Origin of the sequence: Comamonas flocculans, assembly GCF_007954405.1 — a bacterium.
Taxonomy (GTDB): Bacteria; Pseudomonadota; Gammaproteobacteria; order Burkholderiales; family Burkholderiaceae_C; genus Comamonas_C; species Comamonas_C flocculans.
On sequence record NZ_CP042344.1, the window covers coordinates 3,301,583 to 3,322,694 of the forward strand.

Sequence of the window (21,112 nt, forward strand, 5' to 3'; positions counted from 1 at the left end):
ATGGCCTTGTTGTGCCGCGCGCCAGCGCGGCCGATGCACCCGTCAATCGAAGGAAAGGAACACACCATGCACCACGAACTGCCCAAGCTGCCTTACGCCCTGGACGCCCTGGCTCCGCACATCAGCAAGGAGACCATGGAATACCACTATGGCAAGCACCACAGCGCCTACGTGAACAACCTCAACAAGCTGCAAGAGGGCACCGAGTTCGAGAACATGACGCTCGAGGAGATCATCAAGAAGTCGAGCGGCGGCATCTTCAACAACGCCGCGCAGGTCTGGAACCACACCTTCTTCTGGCACTGCATGAAGCCCAGCGGCGGCGGCGAGCCGCACGGCGCCCTGGCCAAGGCGATCGACGCCAAGTGGGGCAGCTGCGCGGCCTTCCGCGAAGCTTTCCTCAAGAGCGCCGGCGGCAACTTCGGCTCGGGCTGGACCTGGCTGGTGAAGAAGCCCGACGCCAGCGTGGACATCGTCAACACCAGCAATGCCGGCACGCCGCTGACCACGGCCGACAAGCCGCTGCTCACGGTGGACGTGTGGGAGCACGCCTACTACATCGACTACCGCAACGCCCGCCCGAAATTCGTCGAAACGGTGCTCGATCACCTGATCAACTGGGATTTTGCTGAAAGCAATTTCGCCTGAACACGCTGCAGCGCCGGGCTGGACCCGGCGCCGCCCCCTGAAGGTCCCCGGCCCATGGCCCGGGACCTTTTTTCTTGCCTTTTGTCCAGCTTGGGCGGGCGGATTTCGCCTAGTGAAAGGCGACTCCGATATCATGAAACGTTGGCACCGATCCCATGTCCCACCGCGGGCCGCCCGCCCCTTGTCCTTTGGAGAATTTGAACGATGAGCACACAAGAGACATCCATCATCTATACGCTGACGGACGAAGCGCCGCGCCTTGCGACCGCTTCCTTCCTGCCCATCGTGCAGGCTTTTGCCCGCTCGGCCGACATCCGCATGCAAAGCAGCGACATCTCGCTGGCCGCCCGCATCCTCGCCCAGTTCAACGACAGCCTGCCCGAAGGGCAGCGCGTGCCCGATACGCTGGCCGAACTCGGCAAGAAGACGCTGCAGCCCGACGCCAACATCATCAAGCTGCCCAACATCAGCGCCACCGTCGCGCAGCTGAAGGCGGCGATCAAGGAACTGCAGGGCAAGGGCTACAAGATTCCGGACTTCCCGGAAAAGCCCGCCACCGACGAAGAGAAGGCCATCCGCGCGCGCTACGACAGGTGCACCGGCAGCGCCGTCAACCCGGTGCTGCGCCAGGGCAATTCCGACCGCCGCGCTCCCAAGGCCGTGAAGGAATACGCGCGCAAGCACCCGCACAAGATGGGCGAATGGTCGGCCGCCTCGCGCACCCACGTCTCGCACATGAAGCGCGGCGACTTCTACAACGACGAACTCTCGATGACCGTGCACGGTGCGCGCGAAGTGCGCATGGAGCTCATCACCAAGGCCGGCAAGGCCATCGTGCTCAAGCCCAAGGTCGCGCTCAACGACCGCGACGTGATCGACTCCATGTTCTTCAGCAAGAAGGCATTGCTGGAGTTCTACGAAGAGCAGATCGAAGACGCGCGCAAGACCGGCGTGCTGTTCTCGCTGCACGTCAAGGCGACGATGCTCAAGATCTCGCACCCCATCGTCTTCGGCCACTGCGTGCGCGTGTTCTACAAGGAGGCCTTCGCCAAACACGCCAAGGTGCTCGAAGAGCTGGGCGTGAACGTGAACAACGGCATGGTGGACCTCTACAACAAGATCGCCAAGCTGCCCAAGAGCGTGCAGGATGAAATCCGCGCCGACCTGCACGCCTGCCACGCCAACGGCCCCGAGCTCGCCATGGTCGATTCGGACAAGGGCATCACCAACTTCCATTCGCCCAACGACGTGATCGTCGATGCCTCCATGCCCGCCATGATCCGAAACGGCGGCAAGATGTACGGCGCGGACGGGCGCCTGAAGGAAGTCAAGGCCGTCATGCCTGAATCCACCTTCGCGCGCATCTACCAGGAGATGATCAACTTCTGCAAATGGCATGGCGCGTTCGACCCGACCACCATGGGCACCGTGCCCAACGTCGGCCTGATGGCCCAGGGCGCCGAGGAATACGGCTCGAACGACAAGACCTTCGAGATCGCCGAAGACGGCACCGTCAACATCACCGACAACGCCAGCGGCGAGGTGCTGCTGTCCCAGCAGGTGGAGCAGGGCGACATCTGGCGCATGTGCCGCACCACCGACGCGGCGATCCGCGACTGGGTCAAGCTCGCCGTCACGCGCGCGCGCAACTCCAACACGCCCGTGGTGTTCTGGCTCGACCCCTACCGCCCGCACGAGAACCAGCTCATCACCAAGGTCAAGATGTACCTGCACGAGCACGACACCACCGGCCTGCAGGTCGAAATCATGAGCCAGGTGCGCGCCATGCGCTATACGCTGGAGCGCGTGATCCGCGGTCTGGACACCATCAGCGCCACCGGCAACATCCTGCGCGACTACCTCACCGACCTCTTTCCCATCATGGAGCTGGGCACCAGCGCCAAGATGCTCTCCATCGTGCCCATGCTGGCCGGCGGCGGCATGTACGAGACCGGCGCGGGCGGCTCCGCGCCCAAGCATGTGGAGCAGCTGGTCGAAGAAAACCACCTGCGCTGGGATTCACTGGGTGAATTCCTCGCGCTGGCCGTGAGCCTGGAAGAGCTGGGCATCAAGAACCAGAACCAGACCGCCGTGGTGCTGGCCAAGGCGCTGGACGCCGCTACCGGCAAGCTGCTGGAGAACAACAAGAGCCCGAGCCGGCGCACCGGCGAGCTGGACAACCGCGGCAGCCACTTCTATCTGGCGCTGTACTGGGCGCAGGAACTGGCCGCGCAAAAGGACGACGCGGCGCTGGCGGCCAAGTTCGCACCGCTGGCCAGCCAGCTCGCGGAGAACGAGGCCAGGATCGTCGCCGAACTCAACGCGGTACAGGGCAAGTCGGTCGATATCGGCGGCTACTACCTGCCCGATGTGGCCAAGCTGGACGCGGTGATGCGCCCGAGCGCCACGCTCAACGAAGCGCTCGCCGCGCTCAAGTAAAATGGCCCTCTCGGGCGGTGCAGCGCCGCTGCTGCGCCGCCCGGGGACGCAAGAGCCGGCGGGCAGGGCGCCGTGCCAGCCTTGACCAGTCAGCGCTGGCCGGCAGGCAGGCGCGAAGGCCCGGGCTTTGCGCACGGCGCTTGCCCCGCCGGGCAGACGGTCTCGGCTCTGCGCGCCAAGCCGGCACCCGGGCCTCGCTGGCACCGCGCTTTGTCCCCATTCCGATAGCGGCCAAACAAAACCCTGAGGGCGTCCCCGCCGCTAAAGGTGCATATGATATGCATATTTAACGCTCTCTTCCTCTTGCGAGTGACATGCTTGAATCAGCCGACAACGCAGGCACCCCCGTGGCCACCGAAGACAAACCGCAGGACGCGGCGCTCACGCAGGCCTTGCAGCGCAGCTACCAGTACGGCTTTGTCACCGACATCGAGTCCGACTCCCTGCCGCCCGGCCTGAACGAAGACACTATCCGCGCGATTTCGCGCAAGAAGAAGGAGCCCGCCTTCCTGCTGAACTGGCGCCTTGCCGCCTACGAGCGCTGGCTCAAGATGGAAGCGCCCACCTGGCCCTACCTGAAGATGTCGGAAATCGACTACCAGGCCATCAGCTACTACAACGCGCCCAAGTCCGCCAAGGACAAACCCAAGAGCCTGGACGAGGTGGACCCCAAGCTGCTGGAGACCTACGAAAAGCTCGGCGTGCCGCTGCACGAGCGCGCGGCGCTCGCCGGCGTGGCGGTCGATGCGGTGTTCGACTCGGTTTCGGTGGGCACCACTTTCCGCAAGCAGCTTGCCGACGTGGGCGTGATCTTCTGCTCGTTTTCCTACGCGGTGGAGCACCATCCCGAGCTGATCGAGAAATACCTCGGCACCGTGGTGCCGCCGGGCGACAACTACTTCGCGGCGCTCAATTCAGCGGTGTTTTCCGACGGCTCCTTCGTCTACATCCCCAAGGGCGTGCACTGCCCGATGGAGCTGTCCTCGTACTTCCGCATCAACGCGGCCAATTCCGGCCAGTTCGAGCGCACGCTGATCATCGCGGAAGAAGGCAGCGACGTGAGCTACCTCGAAGGCTGCACCGCCCCCCAACGCGACGAAAACCAGCTGCACGCGGCGGTGGTCGAGCTGATCGCGCACGACGACGCCTTCATCAAGTATTCGACGGTGCAGAACTGGTATCCCGGCGACGAAAACGGCGTGGGCGGCATCTACAACCTGGTGACCAAGCGCGGCATGGCGGCGGGCAAACGCTCGCGCATCGCCTGGACGCAGATCGAAACCGGCTCGGCCGTCACCTGGAAGTACCCCAGCGTGATCCTGCGCGGCGACGAATCGAGCGGCGAGTTCTATTCGATCGCCGTCTCCAACCACTACCAGCAGGCCGACACCGGCACCAAGATGGTGCACCTAGGCAAGAACACCAAGAGCCGCATCGTCTCCAAGGGCATCAGCGCGGGCAATGCGCAAAACAGCTACCGCGGGCTGGTGCGCATCAACCCCGGCGCCGAGGGCGCGCGCAACCACACCCAGTGCGATTCGCTGCTGATCGGCACCGAATGCGGCGCGCACACCTTTCCCTACATCGACACCGCCCGGCCCGACGCCGTGGTGGAGCACGAGGCCACCACCACGCGCATTTCCGAAGAGCGCCTGTTCTACTGCCAGCAGCGCGGCATAGACCCCGAAGAGGCCACCGCGCTCATCGTCGGCGGCTTCTGCCAGGCGGTGCTCGAAGAGCTGCCCATGGAGTTCGCGCTGGAAGCCAAGGCCCTGCTGGCCGTGTCGCTGGAAGGCTCGGTGGGCTGAGCGCCGGCCGGCCCCGTTTTGAATCGCTGTCTCAGGAAAGATCGAAGATGAGTTCCAATTCCGCCCTCCTGCAACTGCGCGAGCTGCGCGTGGACATCGGCGAGCGCACCGTGCTGCAGTCCGTCACGCTCGATGTGCAGCCCGGCGAACTGCTGGTGCTGATGGGCGCCAACGGCAGCGGCAAGAGCACGCTGGGTCTGGCGCTGGCGGGGCATCCGCAATACCAGGTGGTCTCGGGCCAGGCGCTGCTGGGCGACCAAGACCTGCTGGCCATGCAGGCGCATGAGCGCGCGCGCGCCGGCCTGTTCGTCTCTTTCCAGGCCCCGCCGGACGTGCCCGGCGTGAAGAACAACCTCTTCATCCGCACGGCCATCAACGCGGTGCGCCAGGCGCGCGGCGAAGAGCCGCAGGATGCCTTCGACTTCCTCTCGGGTGCCAAGGCTGCGGCCAAAGATCTGGGCCTGCCCGCCACCATGCTCAGCCGCCCGGTGAACGAAGGCTTTTCCGGCGGCGAGAGAAAACGCAACGAGCTGCTGCAGCTGTCGCTGATGCAGCCCAAGCTGGCCGTGCTCGACGAGATCGATTCGGGCATGGACGTCGACGGCGTGCGCGCAGTGGTCAAGCTGGTGGAGCGCATGCGCGCCGAAGGCACGGCCTTCATCATCATTTCGCACTATCTGCAGATGATTGAATCGCTCAAGCCCGACGCGGTACTGCGCCTGGACCAGGGCACGATCGCCGAGCGCGGCGACATGGAGCTGGCGCGCAGCATTGCGCGCAGCGGCTTCAAGCAGCATGCGGCCAGCATGGCGGCCACGGCGGAGGCCTGAAGATGGAGCAGGTGAGCGTCTTGCGGCAAAGCGCCCGCGAAAAGGCCCAGGCTCTGGTGTGGCCCGGGCGGCGCAGCGAACACTTTCGCGCCCTGCTGCCGCCGCCGCTGGAGCGCTGGCTGGCGCCCGCGGCCGCTGAAGCCGAAACCGCCCGGCACGGCTGGCAACTGCAGGAGCAGGGCATCGACGGCGTCGGCGCACGCTTTCTCGATGCACTCAAACCCGCCGAGCGCGCCGCGCTCTTCGAAGGCCTGCCCACGCCCGACGAGGACCGCGCCGCGCCCTTTGCCTGGGCCCACCGCGCGCTGTGCACCGGCGGCCTGCGCCTGAGCGTGGCCGCAGGCGCAGCGCCCACGGTGCTGCACCTGCAGCATGGCGCCACCAGCGCGGCCGAGGCGCCCATGCTGGTCATCGACGTGCAAGAGGGCGCGCGACTGGTGCTGCTGGAAACCCACACCCAGGCCGACGTGGCCGAGGGCATTTCGCAGAACCTCGTGGCCCACATCCGCATGGCCCGCGCCAGCCACATGCAGCACCTGCGCGTGGTCACGCCCGCCGCCGCAGACCGCATCGCCCACCACGTGCACGTGGCGCTGGCGGAAGACGCGCACTACGCGCAGGCACTGGCGTCGGTGGGCAGCAGCTACCACCTGCAGCGCAACACCGTGGCGCTGCAGGGCAAGGGGGCCGAATCGCGCCACGCCGGTCTGGTGCTGACGGCCGGCAGGGCACTGGACTACCAGATGTATGGCGACCTGCAGGCAGCGCACACGCGCCACCAGGTGGAAACGCTGACGCTGGCCAGCGGCAACGCCAAGACCGTGGCCAATGCCTACGCGCGCATTGCGCCCGGCGCCGACGAGGCCGACGTGTTCCAGCGCCTGAATGGAGTGGCCTTGCAGGGGCGCCCGCACATGCAGCTGCGCCCGCACCTGGAGATCCTGCACGACGCGGTCAAGGCGGTGCACGGTGCCACCTGGGGCATGCTGCCCGAAGACGCGCTGTTCTACGCGCGCCAGCGCGGCCTGGACGAGCCCACCGCGCGCTCGCTCATCATCGAAGGCATGGCGCGCGCTGCGCTGGCCCGCTGCCTGGGCGACACCATGCAGCAGCAAGACTCGCCTCTGCTGCAGTGGCTGGACGGCCCCTGGCTGCACGACGCGGTCGAGCGCCAGTGGGGCGTACTGGAGGAGCCCACCCGTGGGTAAGCAGCTGGGTCTTGCCGCTGCCACGAGCCTCGATCTGCCCACGGTGCGCGCACAGTTTCCGGTGCTGCACCAGCAGGTGCACGGCCACCCGCTGGCCTACCTGGACAACGGCGCCACCACGCAGATGCCGCTCGCGGTCATCGAGGCGATGCGCGCCTTCGAGTCGCACGACCGCGCCAACATCCACCGCGGCGTGCACACGCTGAGCCAGCGCGCCACCGACGCCTTCGACGGCGCGCGTGCGCTGCTCAAGCGCTTCTTCGGCGCGGGCGCCGAGCATGAGCTGGTTTTCACGTCCGGAACCACCGAGGCGCTGAACACCATCGCCGGCGGCCTGTGGGCCGGCGGGCCCGAACACGCCTGGCTGCGCGAAGGCGACGAGATCATCGTCAGCGGCCTGGAGCACCACGCCAACATCATCCCCTGGCAGCACGCCGCGCGGCGCACCGGCGCGCGCCTGCGCATCCTGCGCGCGGACGACGAGGGCCGGGTGCATGAAGCCGGACTCCGCCAGCTGCTGTCGCCGCGCACCCGGGTGTTTGCCATCACCGCCTGCGCCAACGCCACCGGCGAGCGCCCGCCCTACGAGGCCTTGCTGCGCCTGGCCGCGGAAGCCGGAGCGTTGACGGTGCTGGACGCCGCCCAGGTCGCGAGCCACGCCGTGCCCGACCTGGCCGCCATAGCCTGCGACTACCTGGTCTTTTCCGGCCACAAGATGTACGGGCCCATGGGCACGGGCGCGATCGTCGGGCGGCGCGCGGCGCTCGAGCGCCTGTACCCGCTGCGCCTGGGCGGCGACATGGTGGACTGGGTCAGCTACGAAGCTGCGGGCTGGGCGCCGTTGCCCGCGCGCCTGGAAGGCGGCACGCCCAACGTCGGCGGGGCGGTGGGTCTGGCGGCGGCGGCCCGGTTCATCGACGCCCAGGACCGCGGCGCCATCGACGCGCATGTGCACACCCTGCGCGCGCACGCCCTGGCGGGGCTGCAGGCGATCGAGGGCGTACGCGTGCTCGCGCCGCACGCGGTGCAGTCGGCGCTGGTGTCCTTCATCGCACGCGACGCCCACCCGCACGACATCGGCACACTGCTCGACGAGCGCGGCATCGCGGTACGCACCGGCCACCACTGCGCCCAGCCGCTGCTCGACCAGCTGGTGCAAGGGCCGACCACGCGCGCGTCCTTCGCCATTTACAACACGCATGAAGAAGTGGACCGGCTGATCGAAGCCGTGGCCTACGCAGTGAAAGCCTTGCGATGAGCAGCGCCGAAGACGACCTCTACCAGCAAATCGTGATGGAGCACAAGCGTGCGCCACGCAATTTCGGCCACCTGGCCCACCCCACGCACCAGGCCCAGGGCACCAACCCCTCGTGCGGCGACAAAATCGCGGTCGAGCTGGAGCTCGACGGTGAGCACATCAGGAACATCGCCTTCAACGGCCAGGCCTGCGCCATCTGCATGGCATCGAGCTCCATGATGACCGAGGCCGTCAAGGGCAGGGACGTGCCGTTGGCCAGGCAATTGCAAGGCCATTTCCGCGCGGTGCTGACCGGCGAAGTCGAGCCCGAAGACGTGGAAATCGGCAAGCTCGTGGCGCTGTCCGCCGTGCGCCGCTACCCCAGCCGCATCAAGTGCGCGCTGCTGGGCTGGCACGCGCTGATGCACGCCATCGCCGGTCAGGGCGGCACGGCCAGCACCGAAACATCGCATTCAGGAGCATAGAAAAAATGGCGCGTTCACGCGAATCGGTCTTGCTGCGCCGCGACGTCGTCGGCGAGCTCGTGCCCTACGGCACGCCCTACGAACTGCAGGAAGGCACCTGGGCCGAAATCACCCAGGCGCTGGGCACCTCGTTCACGCTGCTGGTCGAAGGGCGCCTGGTGCGCCTGGGCGGCGCCGATGCCGACGCCATCGGCAAGGACCAGCCCGAAGCCATGACGGTGGAGCACGACGGCGACGACACCACCGACGAGGAAATCCGCCGCCTGATCGACGAGCAGCTGCACACCTGCTACGACCCCGAGATCCCGGTCAACATCGTGGACCTGGGCCTGATCTACAAGTGCGAGCTCGAGCCCTATGAGCAGGAAGCGGGTAAGCTGCGCATCACCATCGACATGACGCTCACCGCGCCCGGCTGCGGCATGGGCGAGGTCATCGCCAATGAAGTCAACGACAAGCTGCTGAACCTGCCGCGCATCGAGGAAGTGACGGTGAACATCGTCTTCGATCCGCCCTGGGACCGGTCGATGATGACCGAAGAAGCGCACCTGGCGCTGGGTCTTTGACTACTGTAAAGATAGCTGCTGACGCTTGACCAGCAAGCGCTGGCGGCATAAAAGGCTCAAAACCCTGGAGCCTTTCCCCTTTTACAGGCTGCTCCAGACCCGCGCCAGCCCGGACGCATGCAGGGCACCCACGATGAGGCAGATGCCCGAAGACACCCACCAGAATGTGCGCGAATTGCCCGGAAAGGCCGAGCGCAAGCACGGGAACGCCAGCGCGCGCGCCAGATAGACCGCGCTGACCGCCAGCAGCACCCAGCGGGTCAGCGGCAGCTGCGCCACCAGGCCGGCGGCGCTCAGGGCAAACAGCGCCCAGAGCGCCAGCACCGCCGCAATACCCAGCGTGGCAAGCGTCAGGGTCCGGTTCCCGCGCTCGGCCGCACGCGCCACGCGCTCTCCGGCGCCCATGAACCGGTAGGCCGGCGGTCCGATACCTCCTATGCACGCGAGGTGCGCAAGTGCGGCAAGCGCACTCAGAGAACCAGCAAGGGCAAGGGCGAGCGCGCCGTCATGGGGCCTGGTAAGGACTCGGTTGCGGAGAGGGAAGGGCCAACGCCCGCCGGCGTCGCAACATGAGCGGGGCCGGCCGGAGGGCAGGGCGGTCAGGCGGCATCGGCCATGGTCAGGGCATCGCCTCGGGCGCAGACAGACTTTTGCTGTAGCAACCCGAAGGGTCGAAGCAGCACACCCGCTTCTTGCCCTGGACCAGCATGTCGCAGGCCTTGGCGACACGGGTCTGCCGGGTCGTCGCCTGCTTTGCCGATTCCACCCAATGCACCCAGTCCACCCAGTCCACCCAGTCCACCCAGTCCACCCAGTCCACCCAGTCCACCCAGGCCAGGGTGGTGGTCGCGTTCCAGACGGCCTTGGCCAGGGGGCAGGCATCGAGCGCCTGGCGCAGGTCTTCGGGCAGCGCAGGTTCGGGCTCGGGCTTGACCGGCGCCATTTCAATGGTTACCGCATCACCAAAATCCGCCCCGGCCGCTGCACGCAGCGCGGTGTCGATCCGCAGCCAGTGGCCAAGCTGCCCGTCCGGCTCCAGCGTCGCCTGAAACGCCTGGCCGTTGAGCTTGCCCCCGATCGACGTTCTGCCGCGCCGCGGCAAGGCCTTGCTTGCCGCCTCGGGCAGCAGCACGAAGGCCCAGGAGCCGTCGTCGCCCGGCGCTGCGGGGCGCAAGAGTCTTGCGGTGAACAGGGAGGCGTTGACGGGCACCGTCGTGGAGATGGGCAGTGTGACAACGGGCACGCAGCATATTCCATAACCGCCGTCCGTGCAGCGCGGCCCGCGATCAGAAAATTTTCCACCAGGGGCGCTTTGGAGGCATCGCTTCAGCCGTGCTGGCCGACGCGGCAAACGGGCTTGGCGCGGGCGTGTCCGAATTTTTGTGTAAACGGGTCGGACTTCAATTGACGGAGATGCGGTCTCCGAACTGAATGGTAAAGCGGGTCAGCGCGGCCTTCCAATCCCGGATGGGCATGGTCCACTTCTGGCTGATGTTGCGCAGCGCCAGGTAGAACAGCTTGGTCAGCGCCTCGTCGCTGGGGAACGAGCCCCGGTTCTTGGTCAGCTTCCTCAGGCTCATGTTCACCGACTCGATGGCATTGGTGGTGTAGATGACCTTGCGGATTTCCGGCGGGTAGTCAAAGAACGGGGTCAAGCGGCTCCAGTTCCTGCGCCAGGACTGGCCGATGGGCAGGTACTCGGCATCCCAGCGGGCCTCGAATTCACCGAGCATCAGCTCGGCCTCTTCGGCGGTGGTGGCCGTGTAGATGCGGCGCAGGTCGGCCGCCACCTCTTTGCGGCGCTTCCATGAGACGTAGTTCAGGCTGTGGCGCACCATGTGAACGATGCACAGTTGCACAACCGCCTGGGGGAAGACGGCCTCGATGGCGTCAGGAAAGCCCTTGAGCCCATCGACGCAGGCGATGAAGATGTCCTGCACGCCCCGGTTGCGCAACTCGGTGACCACCTGCAGCCAGAACTTGGCGCCCTCGGTCTGGGCCAGCCACAGGCCCAGCACCTCCTTGTCGCCCGTCATGGTGATGCCGATGGCCAGGTACACCGCCTTGACCCGCACCGCGCCCTCGCGCACCTTCACATGGATGCAGTCCAGATAGACGATGGGATAAATCGGCTCCAGCGGTCGGGCCTGCCAGGCCTTGACCTCGTCGGCCACGGCATCTGTCACCGAGGAAATCAGGCTGGGTGAGACCTCGGTGCCGTACATCTCTTCGAGGTGGGCCTGTATCTCGCGCACCGTCATGCCACGGGCGTACAGCGAGATGATTTTGTCGTCGAAGCCGGCCCAGCGGGTCTGGTGCTTGGGGATGAGCTGAGGCTCGAAGCTGCCATGGCGGTCGCGGGGCACCTCAATGGGCAACTCGCCGAAATCGCCCTTGAGGGTCTTCTTGCTCTTGCCGTTGCGGGTGTTCCCGCTGGGGTTGGCCACCGCCTCGTTGCGTTCATGGCCCAGGTGCTCAGTCAGCTCAGCGTCCAGGGCTCGCTCGACCAGCAGCTTGGTCAGTTGCTTGAGCAGACCGTTCTCGCCGATGAGGTCTTCGGGCTTCTTGTAGTTGGCCAGCAGGCCAGACAGCAGTTCTTCGGGTACGTCGTGTTTCTTGGTGTTCATTGTGCTTACGGACAGGCCGGCTTACGCCGGCGGTGGATTGTCCGTTTACACAAAATTCTGCACACCCTCCTTGGCGCCAGCATTGTGCCGTCCTCGCCGTACTCTTCGCCTTCCTCGCCCAACACGCGCGCATCCAGGGCTTGAGCGATCGAGAACATCTTTCGAAAAATCTCTGCATCCGGATTCCTGACGGTTATTGCGCCGCAGTCAAAGTAGAACCACGCCATGTTGCCATTGACGTCATGCCCGGAATACGCAGTCCAGACCGCGAGCCCCTCGGCTTCCATCCGTAGCGCCTCACCACCCTGGATATTCACTTCCGCGTAGCCATCGAGACGCATATCCGCGTCGCAAGACAGGTAGGCATCCCAATCCTCCATGGAAATGACCGGGCCGTCCTTGACGAGTGGATCCTGCTTGCGCGTGATATGAACTTCGTAGCCCATGGAATTCCCCCCACCTCTGGTGCTCTGGAGAAAAAGCTCCAACTTCCCTCATTGCCGATTATCGGTTTGCGGCGGAAAAAAGCCGTTCCATGGTCGCGCCCGGGGTCTGGAAAGAACGACTGACGCCCGAACCAGGCCGACCCGCAATCCCCGGACTTTTATTCGCCCGCGCTCTTTTTGTTGATGACGGTCACCTTCCCTTCGCCCTCGACATAGGCCGCTTTTACATTCTCGATCTTGTCGATGCCTTGCTGCCTGAGATAGCCCATCAGCTCCTCTTGCGTGAGGAATTCGCGCCGCATGTTACGGCGCAGCAGCTTGCCATTGCGGATTATTTGCAGTGGTGGCAGGGAAACCAGACGCTCGAAAAATTCAAAGTGGTAACTGAGAGCATTCACAATATAATTGAACCCCATGATAATGAGGATGAGGAAGACGCCATCAGGAATGGCCGTGTAGTCTCCCAGTGAATGGGATGCCGCTGCAGTAATCAACAATATCAGCACCAGATCCATGGTCGCCAACTCGCCGCCAGTACGTCGGGGCATGATGCGCATCAGGAAAAGGATGCCAAAATACAAAATCGCTCCGCGAAGCACCAGCTCCCCCAGCGGAGTTTCAAGTGCGAATATGAGCGACCAGTCTGTTGGCAGGAGCTCCATGCTTCAATTGTGTCGCATTCGCAAGCGCCACTGCCTGAAGGTGAACCAGGCTTCACAATGACCTTCATCGGCAAGAGACGGTCCGACAACAGAGAAAAGAGCTGCTGAGCCGCCTGTCTGTGGGCCGGGGACGTCGCCTCCACACCGCGCCGGGTGAAGGCGGCGGTTTGGCAGCTCTTGCGCCACGTACCGACCCTTGGCCGGCGTTGGCTCGACATCAAAAAGCCGCCCTTGGGCGGCCTGGCGGTGAACGAGGTGGCAGGGGTTCAGGCCCCGGCCTTGCTCGCGGTGTAGCTCCTCTCCATGTTCGCCGCAATGCGCTTTTGCCACTGCGCCGGTCCGGTGATGTGCTGGCTGGTGCCGGTGGCGTCCACGGCGACGGTCACGGGCATGTCGACCACGTCAAACTCATAGATCGCCTCCATGCCCAGGTCTTCAAACGCCACCACGCGGGCGTGCTTGATGGCCTTGCTCACCAGGTAGGCGGCCCCGCCCACGGCCATCAGGTAGGCGCTCTGGTGCTTCTGGATCGCGGCGATGGCCTCGGGGCCGCGGTCCGCCTTGCCGATCATCGCGATCAGGCCGGTTTGCGAGAGCATCATCTCGGTGAACGGGTCCATGCGGGTGCTAGTGGTGGGGCCGGCGGGGCCGACGACTTCATCGCCTACCGGGTCGACCGGGCCGACGTAGTAGATGACGCGGTTGGTGAAGTCCACGGGCAGCTTTTCGCCCTTGGCCAGCAGCCCCTGGATGCGCTTGTGCGCGGCGTCGCGGCCGGTGAGCATCTTGCCGGACAGCAAAATGCGCTCGCCCGACTTCCAGCTGGCCACCTCTTCGCGCGTGAGCTGGTTCAGGTCCACGCGGCGCGATTCGGCGTAGTTGGGCGCCCAGTCGAGCCTGGGGTAGACGTCCAGGCTGGGCGGCGTGAGGTAGGCGGGGCCGGAGCCGTCGAGCACGAAGTGCGCATGGCGCGTGGCAGCGCAGTTGGGGATCATGGCCACGGGCTTGCTGGCGGCGTGCGTGGGGTAGAGGGCGATCTTCACGTCCAGCACGGTGGCCAGGCCCCCCAGGCCCTGTGCGCCTATGCCCAGGGCGTTGACCTTTTCATGCAGCTCCAGGCGCAGTTCTTCCACCTGGGTGAGCTTGTCGCCGCGGCTCGCGCGCTGCTGCAGCTCGTACATGTTCAAGTCTTCCATCAGGCTTTCCTTGGCCAGCAGCGCGGCTTTTTCCGCGGTGCCGCCGATGCCTATGCCCAGCATGCCGGGCGGGCACCAGCCAGCGCCCATGGTGGGCACGGTCTTGAGCACCCAGTCCACCAGGTTGTCGCCGGGGTTGAGCATCGCCAGCTTGGATTTGTTCTCGCTGCCACCGCCCTTGGCCGCGACGGTGACGTCCACGGTGTTGCCCGGCACCAGTTGCACGTGGGTGACGGCGGGGGTGTTGTCCCTGGTGTTCTTGCGCGCGAAGAGCGGATCGGCCACGACGCTGGCGCGCAGGCGGTTGTCGTCAAACAGATAGGCGCGGCGCGTCCCTTCGTTGGCGGCGTCTTCCACGCTTTGGTCGGGGCCGAAGCCCTCGAAGCGCACGTCCATGCCGATCTTGAGAAAGACGTTGACGATGCCGGTGTCCTGGCAGATCGGGCGGTGGCCCATGGCGCTCATCTTGCTGTTGGTGAGGATCTGCGCCATTGCGTCCTTGGCGGCGGGGCTTTCCTCGCGCTCGTAGGCCCGCACCAGATGCTGGATGTAGTCCGTGGGGTGGTAGTAGCTGATGAACTGCAGGGCGGCGGCGATGGATTCCACCAGGTCGTCGTAGCGGATGATCGTGGTTGTGGTCATGGGCAGAGGGCGTGGAGTCAAGGGCTGGCGCGCTGGAAGCGCGCCGCGGTTGGGCGTATGCTGACGGCGAAGGCACGCCGCGTGCACCCCTCTATTTTGACAGTGGAGCAGGCTATGAGAAACGCGACCATTGCATGTGTCTCGGTAACCCTGTTGGCCTTGTCGCTTGCGGCATGTGACCGACTGAGCGATGAAAACGAGGGCGAAGCATCGCCGACCTACGGCTTGACAGCGGACGAGGAGGTGATCTCCGAGCCAGGCAGCACGCCTGAACCGGCGCGCACAGCATCCGCGCAGGCTGCGTTCGCGCCAGCGCAGGAACGGCGCCCGGCGCAGTCTGGCAAGCTCAATCATCCGGCGGCGGCTGCCAGCACCAAGCACCTGCAAGCCGTGCACATCATGGATCCAAGCGGCTTTGCCCAACCCGTCGTGGCGGCGAACGCGCAGATTCCGCAGGGCTGGAAGCTGGTGGGTGGCATCCAGTGGAACCCGGGCACACCCTGCGGCAACAATCAGCTGCGCATCAACTGGGGCGCGGTCGCGCCCGATCAGATCACCGCCATCGGTGCGCTGCCGGGCTTCAACTGGCAGGTGGCCGGTGCGGCGCAGCAGTTCAACCCGTGCCCGGTGGTGGCGGTACGCGGTGCACGCGAGTTTCTGGAAGCCACCGCGCGCAATCTGCGCCAGGGGGCGCAAATCCAGGGCTATGAAGACCAGACCGCCGAGGCGATGCGCCAGCTCAAGCAGCCTCTGACTGCGGGCAAGCAACTTGATGCCGGGCAGCTTCTGATTGCCTATACCGAAAACGGCGTCCCGATGCAGGAGCTGCTGCGGGCGGCGGTGCACTTCAGCACCGTCGGAAGCTCGACGATGGGGCAGGTTTACATGGTGTATGGGCACCGGGCGCGTGCCGGGCAGCTCGATGCCGAACTGTTTTCCACCGTGGTGGCGAGCGTGCAGGGCAACCCCGAATGGCAGCAGGCGGCGATGACGCGCATCAGCAAAGCCATCAAGCAGCACCACGACGGCATCAACGCCGACATCAACGCCTGGAACGCACGCGAGATGGCCAAGATCAACGCGCGTGGCGCGGCCGATCGTGCGGCGATACGCGCGCAGACGAACCGCGAGATTGCCGCGATCAACAGCCAGACGGCGGCCAACACCGCAGCCACCAACGACCGCATCCACCGCCGCACGCTTGAAGGCATAGGCGAGTACAACACCTACAACGGCGTCGGCGGCAGCACGGTGCAAAGCAGTATCCACGGCGGCGCACGGGTGTTTCAGGATGCGAACAATCCGAACAGGGCCTACAGCACCGACCAACCTTACGCGCAGCCGTCCGGCGGCTATGTGGAGTTGGAGCGCAGGCGTTGATGCGCCGGGTCACTCCCGCGCGGCAACCGGTTTTTCAGAGAAAGAAGCAAAGAAGCGACATGACGAAGACACGCATCGAACACGACACCCTGGGCAACGTGGAGGTGCCCGCCGATCACCTCTGGGGCGCGCAGACGCAGCGCTCCAAGCAGAACTTCGCCATCAGCGGCGAGCACCAGCCGGCCGAGATCATCCATGCGCTGGTGACGGTGAAGAAGGCGTCGGCCAAGGTCAATCACGCCCTGGGCCTGATGGACGAGAAGAAGACGAACGCCATCATTGCCGCCGCCGATGAGGTGCTGGCGGGCCAGCATCCGGATGAATTCCCGCTGGTGGTCTGGCAGACCGGCTCGGGCACGCAAACCAACATGAATGTCAATGAGGTGCTGGCCAACCGCGCCAGCGAATTGATGGGCGGCGAGCGCGGCGAGGCGCGTCTGGTGCACCCCAACGACGACGTGAACAAGAGCCAGTCGAGCAACGACGTCTTCCCGACCGCGATGCACGTGGCGGCGGTCGATGCGATCACGCACAAGCTGCTGCCGGCCCTCCAGAAGCTGCACGCCACGCTGGCGGCCAAGGCCCAGGCGTTTGACGACATCGTGAAAATCGGCCGCACCCACTTGCAGGATGCCACGCCGCTCACGCTGGGCCAGGAGATCTCCGGCTGGGCCGCGCAGCTTGCGCATGGCGAGGCGCACATCCGCGCCGCGCTGCCGCACTTGAGCGAGCTGGCGCTGGGCGGCACGGCGGTGGGCACGGGGCTGAATGCGCCCAAGGGCTATGCCGAGCAGGTCGCGGCAGAGCTGGCGCGCCTGACCGGGCTGCCCTTCGTGACGTCGCCCAACAAGTTTGAATCGCTCGCGTCCTGCGACGCGCTGGTGCATGCGCACGGCGCGCTCAAGACGCTGGCGGCCAGCCTGATGAAGATCGCCAACGACGTGCGCTGGCTGGCCAGCGGCCCGAGGAGCGGCATTGGCGAGATCACCATTCCCGAGAACGAGCCGGGCTCTTCCATCATGCCGGGCAAGGTCAATCCCACGCAGTGCGAGGCGCTGACCATGCTGGCCGCCCAGGTGCTGGGCAATGACGTGGCGATCAACGTGGGCGGCTCCAGCGGCAACTTCGAGCTGAACGTGTTTCGCCCCATGATTGCCTGGAACTTCTTGCAGAGCGTGCGCCTGCTGGCCGATGGCATGGTGAGCTTCAACGACCATTGCGCCGCAGGCATCGAAGCCAACCGCGCGCGCATCGATGAGCTGGTGGGGCGCTCGCTGATGCTGGTGACCGCGCTCAACACCCACATCGGCTACGACAAGGCAGCCAAGATCGCCAAGAAGGCGCATCATGAGGGCACCAGCCTGCGCGAATCGGCACTGGCCCTGGGCTTTCTCACGGCCGAGCAGTTTGACGAATGGGTGGTGCCAGGCAAGATGGTAGGGCGGTAAGCTCCTTGATAGATAGCTTGAAGCGCATGCTGGTAAAGCGTTTGAGGCCGATTTGACTGAAATTCTTGCGCCGGACTCCTTTCTTGTGGCGCCGTTCAGGGCAGGGGCGGTGCGGTGGTGAAGCTGCCGTTCTTCAGCATCGGCCACTCCACGCACAGCCTGGAGGAATTCGCCGCACTGCTGCGCGAGCCCGGCGTGCAGCGGGTGGTGGACATCCGCAGTCTGCCCGGTTCGCGCCGCTACCCGCAGTTCAACCGCGAAGCCCTGGCTGAGGGCCTGGCGCAGCATGGCCTGGAGTACGAGCACGTGGCGCTGCTGGGCGGGCTGCGCAGCAAGACCGCGGGCGTGCCGCGCGAGACCAACGCCTGGTGGGAAAACGCCAGCTTTCACCGCTATGCCGACTACGCCTGCACGCCGGCGTTTGCCGAAGGTCTCGCGCACCTGATCGCCATCGGGCGCCGCCAGCGCTGCGCCATGATGTGCTCCGAGGTGCTGTGGTGGCGCTGCCACCGCCGCATCGTCACCGACCACCTGCTGGCGCGCGGCGAAACGGTCTGGCACATCATGCCGCCGGACAAGCTGGACGCGGCGCACCTGTCCGAAGGGGCGGTGGTGGGGGAAGGCGGCCGCATCACCTACCCGCCCGCCCGGCCGGCACCGGGTGCGGCGTGAGCTGAAGCGGCGTCGTTCAGCGCCCTGGCGCGCTGCCGTGGGCCCCGGCTTCCCGGCGGGCCGGCGGACAACGGCTCAGGGCTGCTCGCCGATGCGTCCGAGCAGCAGGTATTCCATGATGGCCTTTTGCACGTGCATGCGGTTTTCCGCCTCGTCCCAGACGACGGACTGCGGGCCATCGATGACTTCGGCGCTCACTTCCTCGCCGCGGTGCGCGGGCAGGCAGTGCATGAAGAGGGCGTCGGGCTTGGCCGCGGCCATCATCGCTTCGTCCACGCACCAGTCGGCAAAGGCCTTGCGCCGGGCTTCGTTCTCGGCCTCGTAGCCCATGCTGGTCCAGACGTCGGTGGTGACCAGGTCGGCACCCTGGCAGGCCTGCCTGGGGTCCTTGAAAATCTTGTAGCAGCCCACGCGCGGCTGGCGCTCGCCAAAGGCCAGTTTCTCGTCCACCTCATAGCCGCTGGGCGTGCTCAGGTGCACCGTGAAGCCCAGCAGGTCGGCCGCCTGCAGCCAGGTGTTGGCCATGTTGTTGCCGTCGCCCACCCAGGTGACCACCTTGCCGGCAATCGCGCCGCGATGCTCGATGTAGGTGAACAGGTCGGCCATGATCTGGCAGGGGTGGAATTCATTGGTCAGGCCGTTGATCACCGGCACGCGCGAATGCTCGGCAAAGCGTTCCAGGCGATCTTGCCCGAAGGTGCGGATCATCACGATGTCCGTCATGCGGCTGATGACCCGGGCGGTGTCCTCGATGGATTCGGAGCGGCCGAGCTGGCTGTCGGTGCTGGTCAGGTTGACCACCGTCCCGCCAAGCTGCCCCATGCCCGCCTCGAAGCTCACGCGCGTGCGCGTGCTGGCCTTCTCGAAGATCATCGCCAGGGTGCGGTCCACCAGCGGGTGGTACTTCTCGTAGCTCTTGAACTTGCGCTTGATCAGCGCGGTACGGGCAAACAGGTAGGCATATTCGTCGGCGCTGAAGTCGCTGAACTGCAGGTAATGCTTCATGGTGTGCCTCGTTTACTGCGACAGGAAGTTGCGCACCACGGGGTTGAGCCGAGCGACGATCTCGTCGGCCTCGGCGCGCGTGAGAATGAGCGGCGGCACGATGCGGATCACGCGGTCGGCGGTGACCGAAATCAGCAACCCGGCCTGCGCCGCCATGCCGATGAGCGCGCCGCAGGGGCGGTCCAGCTCCACGCCTATCATCAGGCCGCGCCCGCGCACCTGGGTGACGGCCTTGATGTCCGCCAGGGCTTCGCCCAGGCGGGCGCGCAGGTATTCGCCCACCGCGCTGGCATTGGCCAGCAGGCCGTCTTCTTCCATGATGGTGATGGTTTCCACCCCCGCGCGCATCGCCAGCGGATTGCCGCCAAAAGTGGTGCCGTGGTTGCCCGGCTGCAGCACCTCGGCGGCCGCACCGCGCGCCAGCACCGCGCCCACGGGCACGCCCGAGGCCAGGCCCTTGGCCATGCTCATCACGTCGGGCACGATGTCGGCCCACTGGTGGGCGAACCACTTGCCGGTGCGCCCCATGCCGCACTGGATCTCATCGAGCATCATCAGCCAGCCCTTGGCATTGCAGAGCTTGCGCACCTGCTGCATGTAGGCCGGATCCACCGGGTGCAGACCGCCTTCGCCCTGGATGGGCTCCATCAGCACCGCCACGATGTCGGGGTGCTGGGCCGCAGCCGCCTCCAGCGCCGCGATGTCGTCCACCGGCACGCGCACGAACCAGTCGGGCAGGGCGCCAAAGCCGTCGCGCACCTTGGAGTTGGCGGTCGCGGCCATGGTGGCGATCGAGCGGCCGTGGAACGCGTGCTCATAGACCACGATGCGCGGGCGCTGCACGCCCCGGTCCACGCCGTGCTTGAGGGCGATCTTGATCGCCGCCTCGTTTGCCTCCAGACCGGTGCTGCAGAAGAACACCTTGTCCATGTGCGCGCGCTCGCACAGCAGCGCAGCCAGGCGCTCCTGCCCCGGCACCTGGTAGTAGTTGGAGCAATGGATCAGCCTGGCCAGCTGCTCCTGCAGGGCGGGCACCAGCCTGGGGTGGTCGTGCCCCAGCGTGCTCACCGCAATGCCGGCCAGCGCGTCCAGGTACTCCTTGCCGTTTATGTCCCACACGCGCACGCCCTTGCCTCGCTCCAGCGCGATGGGCACCCGGTTGTAGGTGTTCATCACATGCGAGGCCATGGCAGCAGTCGGTGCGTTCATGCAATATCTCCGGACAGGCGCAGGTGCGAAGACCTGCAGGAAAAAGCCTGTGATTCTAGGCGCCCGCGATTGCGGGCGTGCGGGCGACCTGGCGCCACGGTTCAACTCTTGTATAAGAGTTACAATGGGCGGTTTGCTGCTGCAGCCTGCAGCAGGCATCTTCACCGCTGCCGTGCATTGATGGTTGCAACCACTCACCAAGAATTTTTCATACAGGGCGTGACGCGCGACGGCAGGCGCTTTCGCCCCAGCGATTGGGCCGAGCGGCTGGCAGGCGTGATGGGGCAGTTTCGCCCCGGCGGAGCGTCGTCATCGCCGCAGGCACACCTGAGCTACTCCCCCTGGTGCGTGCCCACCAGCGTCAACGGCGTCAGCTGCGTGGTGGTCAGCACCGAACTGCGCGATCACGAGCCCATGGCCTGGGACTTCGTGATGAACTTCGCGCGCGACAACGACCTGCAGGTAAGCGAAGCCTGCCTGCTGGACAAGCGCTGAGGCCGGGGCCAGGCCGCAGCCCTCGCCCCCCCCCGCGCGGGCACAAAAAAACCGCCCTGGGGCGGTTTTCTTGCTTCTGCGACAGCGCACCCGTTACAAACGGCAGGCG

General features: G+C 65.8%; 20 protein-coding genes. 12 read left to right on the top strand and 8 right to left on the bottom strand.

Translation table 11 applies throughout. The features are described from left to right. Positions 1–66 precede the first annotated feature (66 nt). From FOZ74_RS15835 to sufT, 8 genes are all read left to right on the top strand, one after another. Positions 67–648, top strand: a complete 582-nt coding sequence (locus tag FOZ74_RS15835) for a superoxide dismutase (RefSeq protein ID WP_146913993.1) — start codon at positions 67–69, stop codon at positions 646–648. A 204-nt stretch (positions 649–852) separates the two neighbouring features. After that, positions 853–3,087, top strand: a complete 2,235-nt coding sequence (locus FOZ74_RS15840; protein ID WP_146913994.1) for an NADP-dependent isocitrate dehydrogenase — start codon at positions 853–855, stop codon at positions 3,085–3,087. 314 nt (positions 3,088–3,401) lie between these two features. Next, positions 3,402–4,895, top strand: a complete 1,494-nt coding sequence (gene sufB / locus FOZ74_RS15845) for a Fe-S cluster assembly protein SufB (RefSeq protein ID WP_146913995.1) — start codon at positions 3,402–3,404, stop codon at positions 4,893–4,895. Positions 4,896–4,942: 47 nt separating this feature from the next. Beyond that, positions 4,943–5,725 carry a Fe-S cluster assembly ATPase SufC gene (sufC, locus tag FOZ74_RS15850; RefSeq protein ID WP_146913996.1) on the top strand — a complete coding sequence of 261 codons (783 nt, stop codon included), beginning with the start codon at positions 4,943–4,945 and terminating at the stop codon, positions 5,723–5,725. A 2-nt stretch (positions 5,726–5,727) separates the two neighbouring features. Next, a complete protein-coding gene (locus FOZ74_RS15855) occupies positions 5,728–6,933 on the top strand; it encodes a SufD family Fe-S cluster assembly protein (RefSeq protein ID WP_146913997.1) in 1,206 nt (401 codons plus the stop codon). A 34-nt stretch (positions 6,934–6,967) separates the two neighbouring features. After that, positions 6,968–8,191, top strand: coding sequence for an aminotransferase class V-fold PLP-dependent enzyme (locus tag FOZ74_RS15860; RefSeq protein WP_432417487.1), 1,224 nt, complete (start codon positions 6,968–6,970; stop codon positions 8,189–8,191). Beyond that, entirely contained in the window at positions 8,188–8,655 is a 468-nt protein-coding gene (sufU, locus tag FOZ74_RS15865; RefSeq protein ID WP_146913998.1) for a Fe-S cluster assembly sulfur transfer protein SufU, read from the top strand. Before FOZ74_RS15860 ends, sufU begins: the two co-directional genes overlap by 4 nt. A 5-nt stretch (positions 8,656–8,660) precedes the next feature. Next, on the top strand, positions 8,661–9,221 hold the full coding sequence (gene sufT, locus FOZ74_RS15870) for a putative Fe-S cluster assembly protein SufT (RefSeq protein WP_146913999.1): 561 nt from the start codon (positions 8,661–8,663) through the stop codon (positions 9,219–9,221). An 81-nt stretch (positions 9,222–9,302) separates the two neighbouring features. Here the strand turns inward: sufT and FOZ74_RS15875 are convergent, their stop codons facing one another. The 6 genes from FOZ74_RS15875 to FOZ74_RS15900 form a co-directional block, all read right to left on the bottom strand. After that, on the bottom strand, positions 9,303–9,626 hold the full coding sequence (locus FOZ74_RS15875; protein WP_255437688.1) for a hypothetical protein: 324 nt from the start codon (positions 9,624–9,626) through the stop codon (positions 9,303–9,305). 214 nt (positions 9,627–9,840) lie between these two features. Continuing rightward, a complete protein-coding gene (locus tag FOZ74_RS15880) occupies positions 9,841–10,464 on the bottom strand; it encodes a DUF1905 domain-containing protein (protein WP_255437689.1) in 624 nt (207 codons plus the stop codon). 157 nt (positions 10,465–10,621) lie between these two features. Continuing rightward, a complete protein-coding gene (locus FOZ74_RS15885; RefSeq protein WP_146914000.1) occupies positions 10,622–11,848 on the bottom strand; it encodes an IS256 family transposase in 1,227 nt (408 codons plus the stop codon). Between the two features lie 5 nt (positions 11,849–11,853). Then, complete coding sequence (locus FOZ74_RS15890) at positions 11,854–12,294, bottom strand: hypothetical protein (RefSeq protein WP_186764622.1); 441 nt, start codon at positions 12,292–12,294, stop codon at positions 11,854–11,856. 158 nt (positions 12,295–12,452) lie between these two features. Then, entirely contained in the window at positions 12,453–12,956 is a 504-nt protein-coding gene (locus FOZ74_RS15895; protein ID WP_146914001.1) for a DUF421 domain-containing protein, read from the bottom strand. A gap of 266 nt (positions 12,957–13,222) precedes the next feature. Next, positions 13,223–14,794, bottom strand: a complete 1,572-nt coding sequence (locus FOZ74_RS15900) for a fumarate hydratase (RefSeq protein WP_146914002.1) — start codon at positions 14,792–14,794, stop codon at positions 13,223–13,225. Here FOZ74_RS15900 and FOZ74_RS15905 point away from each other — a divergent pair. The 3 genes from FOZ74_RS15905 (at position 14,693) to FOZ74_RS15915 (ending at position 18,294) form a co-directional block, all read left to right on the top strand. Continuing rightward, on the top strand, positions 14,693–16,174 hold the full coding sequence (locus FOZ74_RS15905) for a hypothetical protein (RefSeq protein ID WP_146914003.1): 1,482 nt from the start codon (positions 14,693–14,695) through the stop codon (positions 16,172–16,174). The genes FOZ74_RS15900 and FOZ74_RS15905 overlap by 102 nt on opposite strands. Before the next feature lie 59 nt (positions 16,175–16,233). Continuing rightward, positions 16,234–17,622, top strand: coding sequence for a class II fumarate hydratase (fumC, locus tag FOZ74_RS15910; protein WP_146914004.1), 1,389 nt, complete (start codon positions 16,234–16,236; stop codon positions 17,620–17,622). Positions 17,623–17,739: 117 nt separating this feature from the next. Further along, positions 17,740–18,294, top strand: coding sequence for a DUF488 domain-containing protein (locus FOZ74_RS15915; protein WP_146914005.1), 555 nt, complete (start codon positions 17,740–17,742; stop codon positions 18,292–18,294). Positions 18,295–18,369: 75 nt separating this feature from the next. Here FOZ74_RS15915 and argF read toward each other — a convergent pair whose 3' ends face one another. Both argF and FOZ74_RS15925 read right to left on the bottom strand, forming a co-directional pair. Then, the gene (gene argF / locus FOZ74_RS15920; RefSeq protein ID WP_146914006.1) at positions 18,370–19,299 is read right to left on the bottom strand and encodes an ornithine carbamoyltransferase; all 930 of its coding nucleotides are present in this window, start codon (positions 19,297–19,299) and stop codon (positions 18,370–18,372) included. Positions 19,300–19,311: 12 nt separating this feature from the next. Next, on the bottom strand, positions 19,312–20,508 hold the full coding sequence (locus FOZ74_RS15925) for an aspartate aminotransferase family protein (RefSeq protein ID WP_146914007.1): 1,197 nt from the start codon (positions 20,506–20,508) through the stop codon (positions 19,312–19,314). 180 nt (positions 20,509–20,688) lie between these two features. On the opposite strand from FOZ74_RS15925, the gene FOZ74_RS15930 reads away from it, so the two are divergent. Next, positions 20,689–21,003, top strand: a complete 315-nt coding sequence (locus tag FOZ74_RS15930; RefSeq protein ID WP_146914008.1) for a DUF3579 domain-containing protein — start codon at positions 20,689–20,691, stop codon at positions 21,001–21,003. The last annotated feature ends 109 nt before the right edge of the window (positions 21,004–21,112 follow it).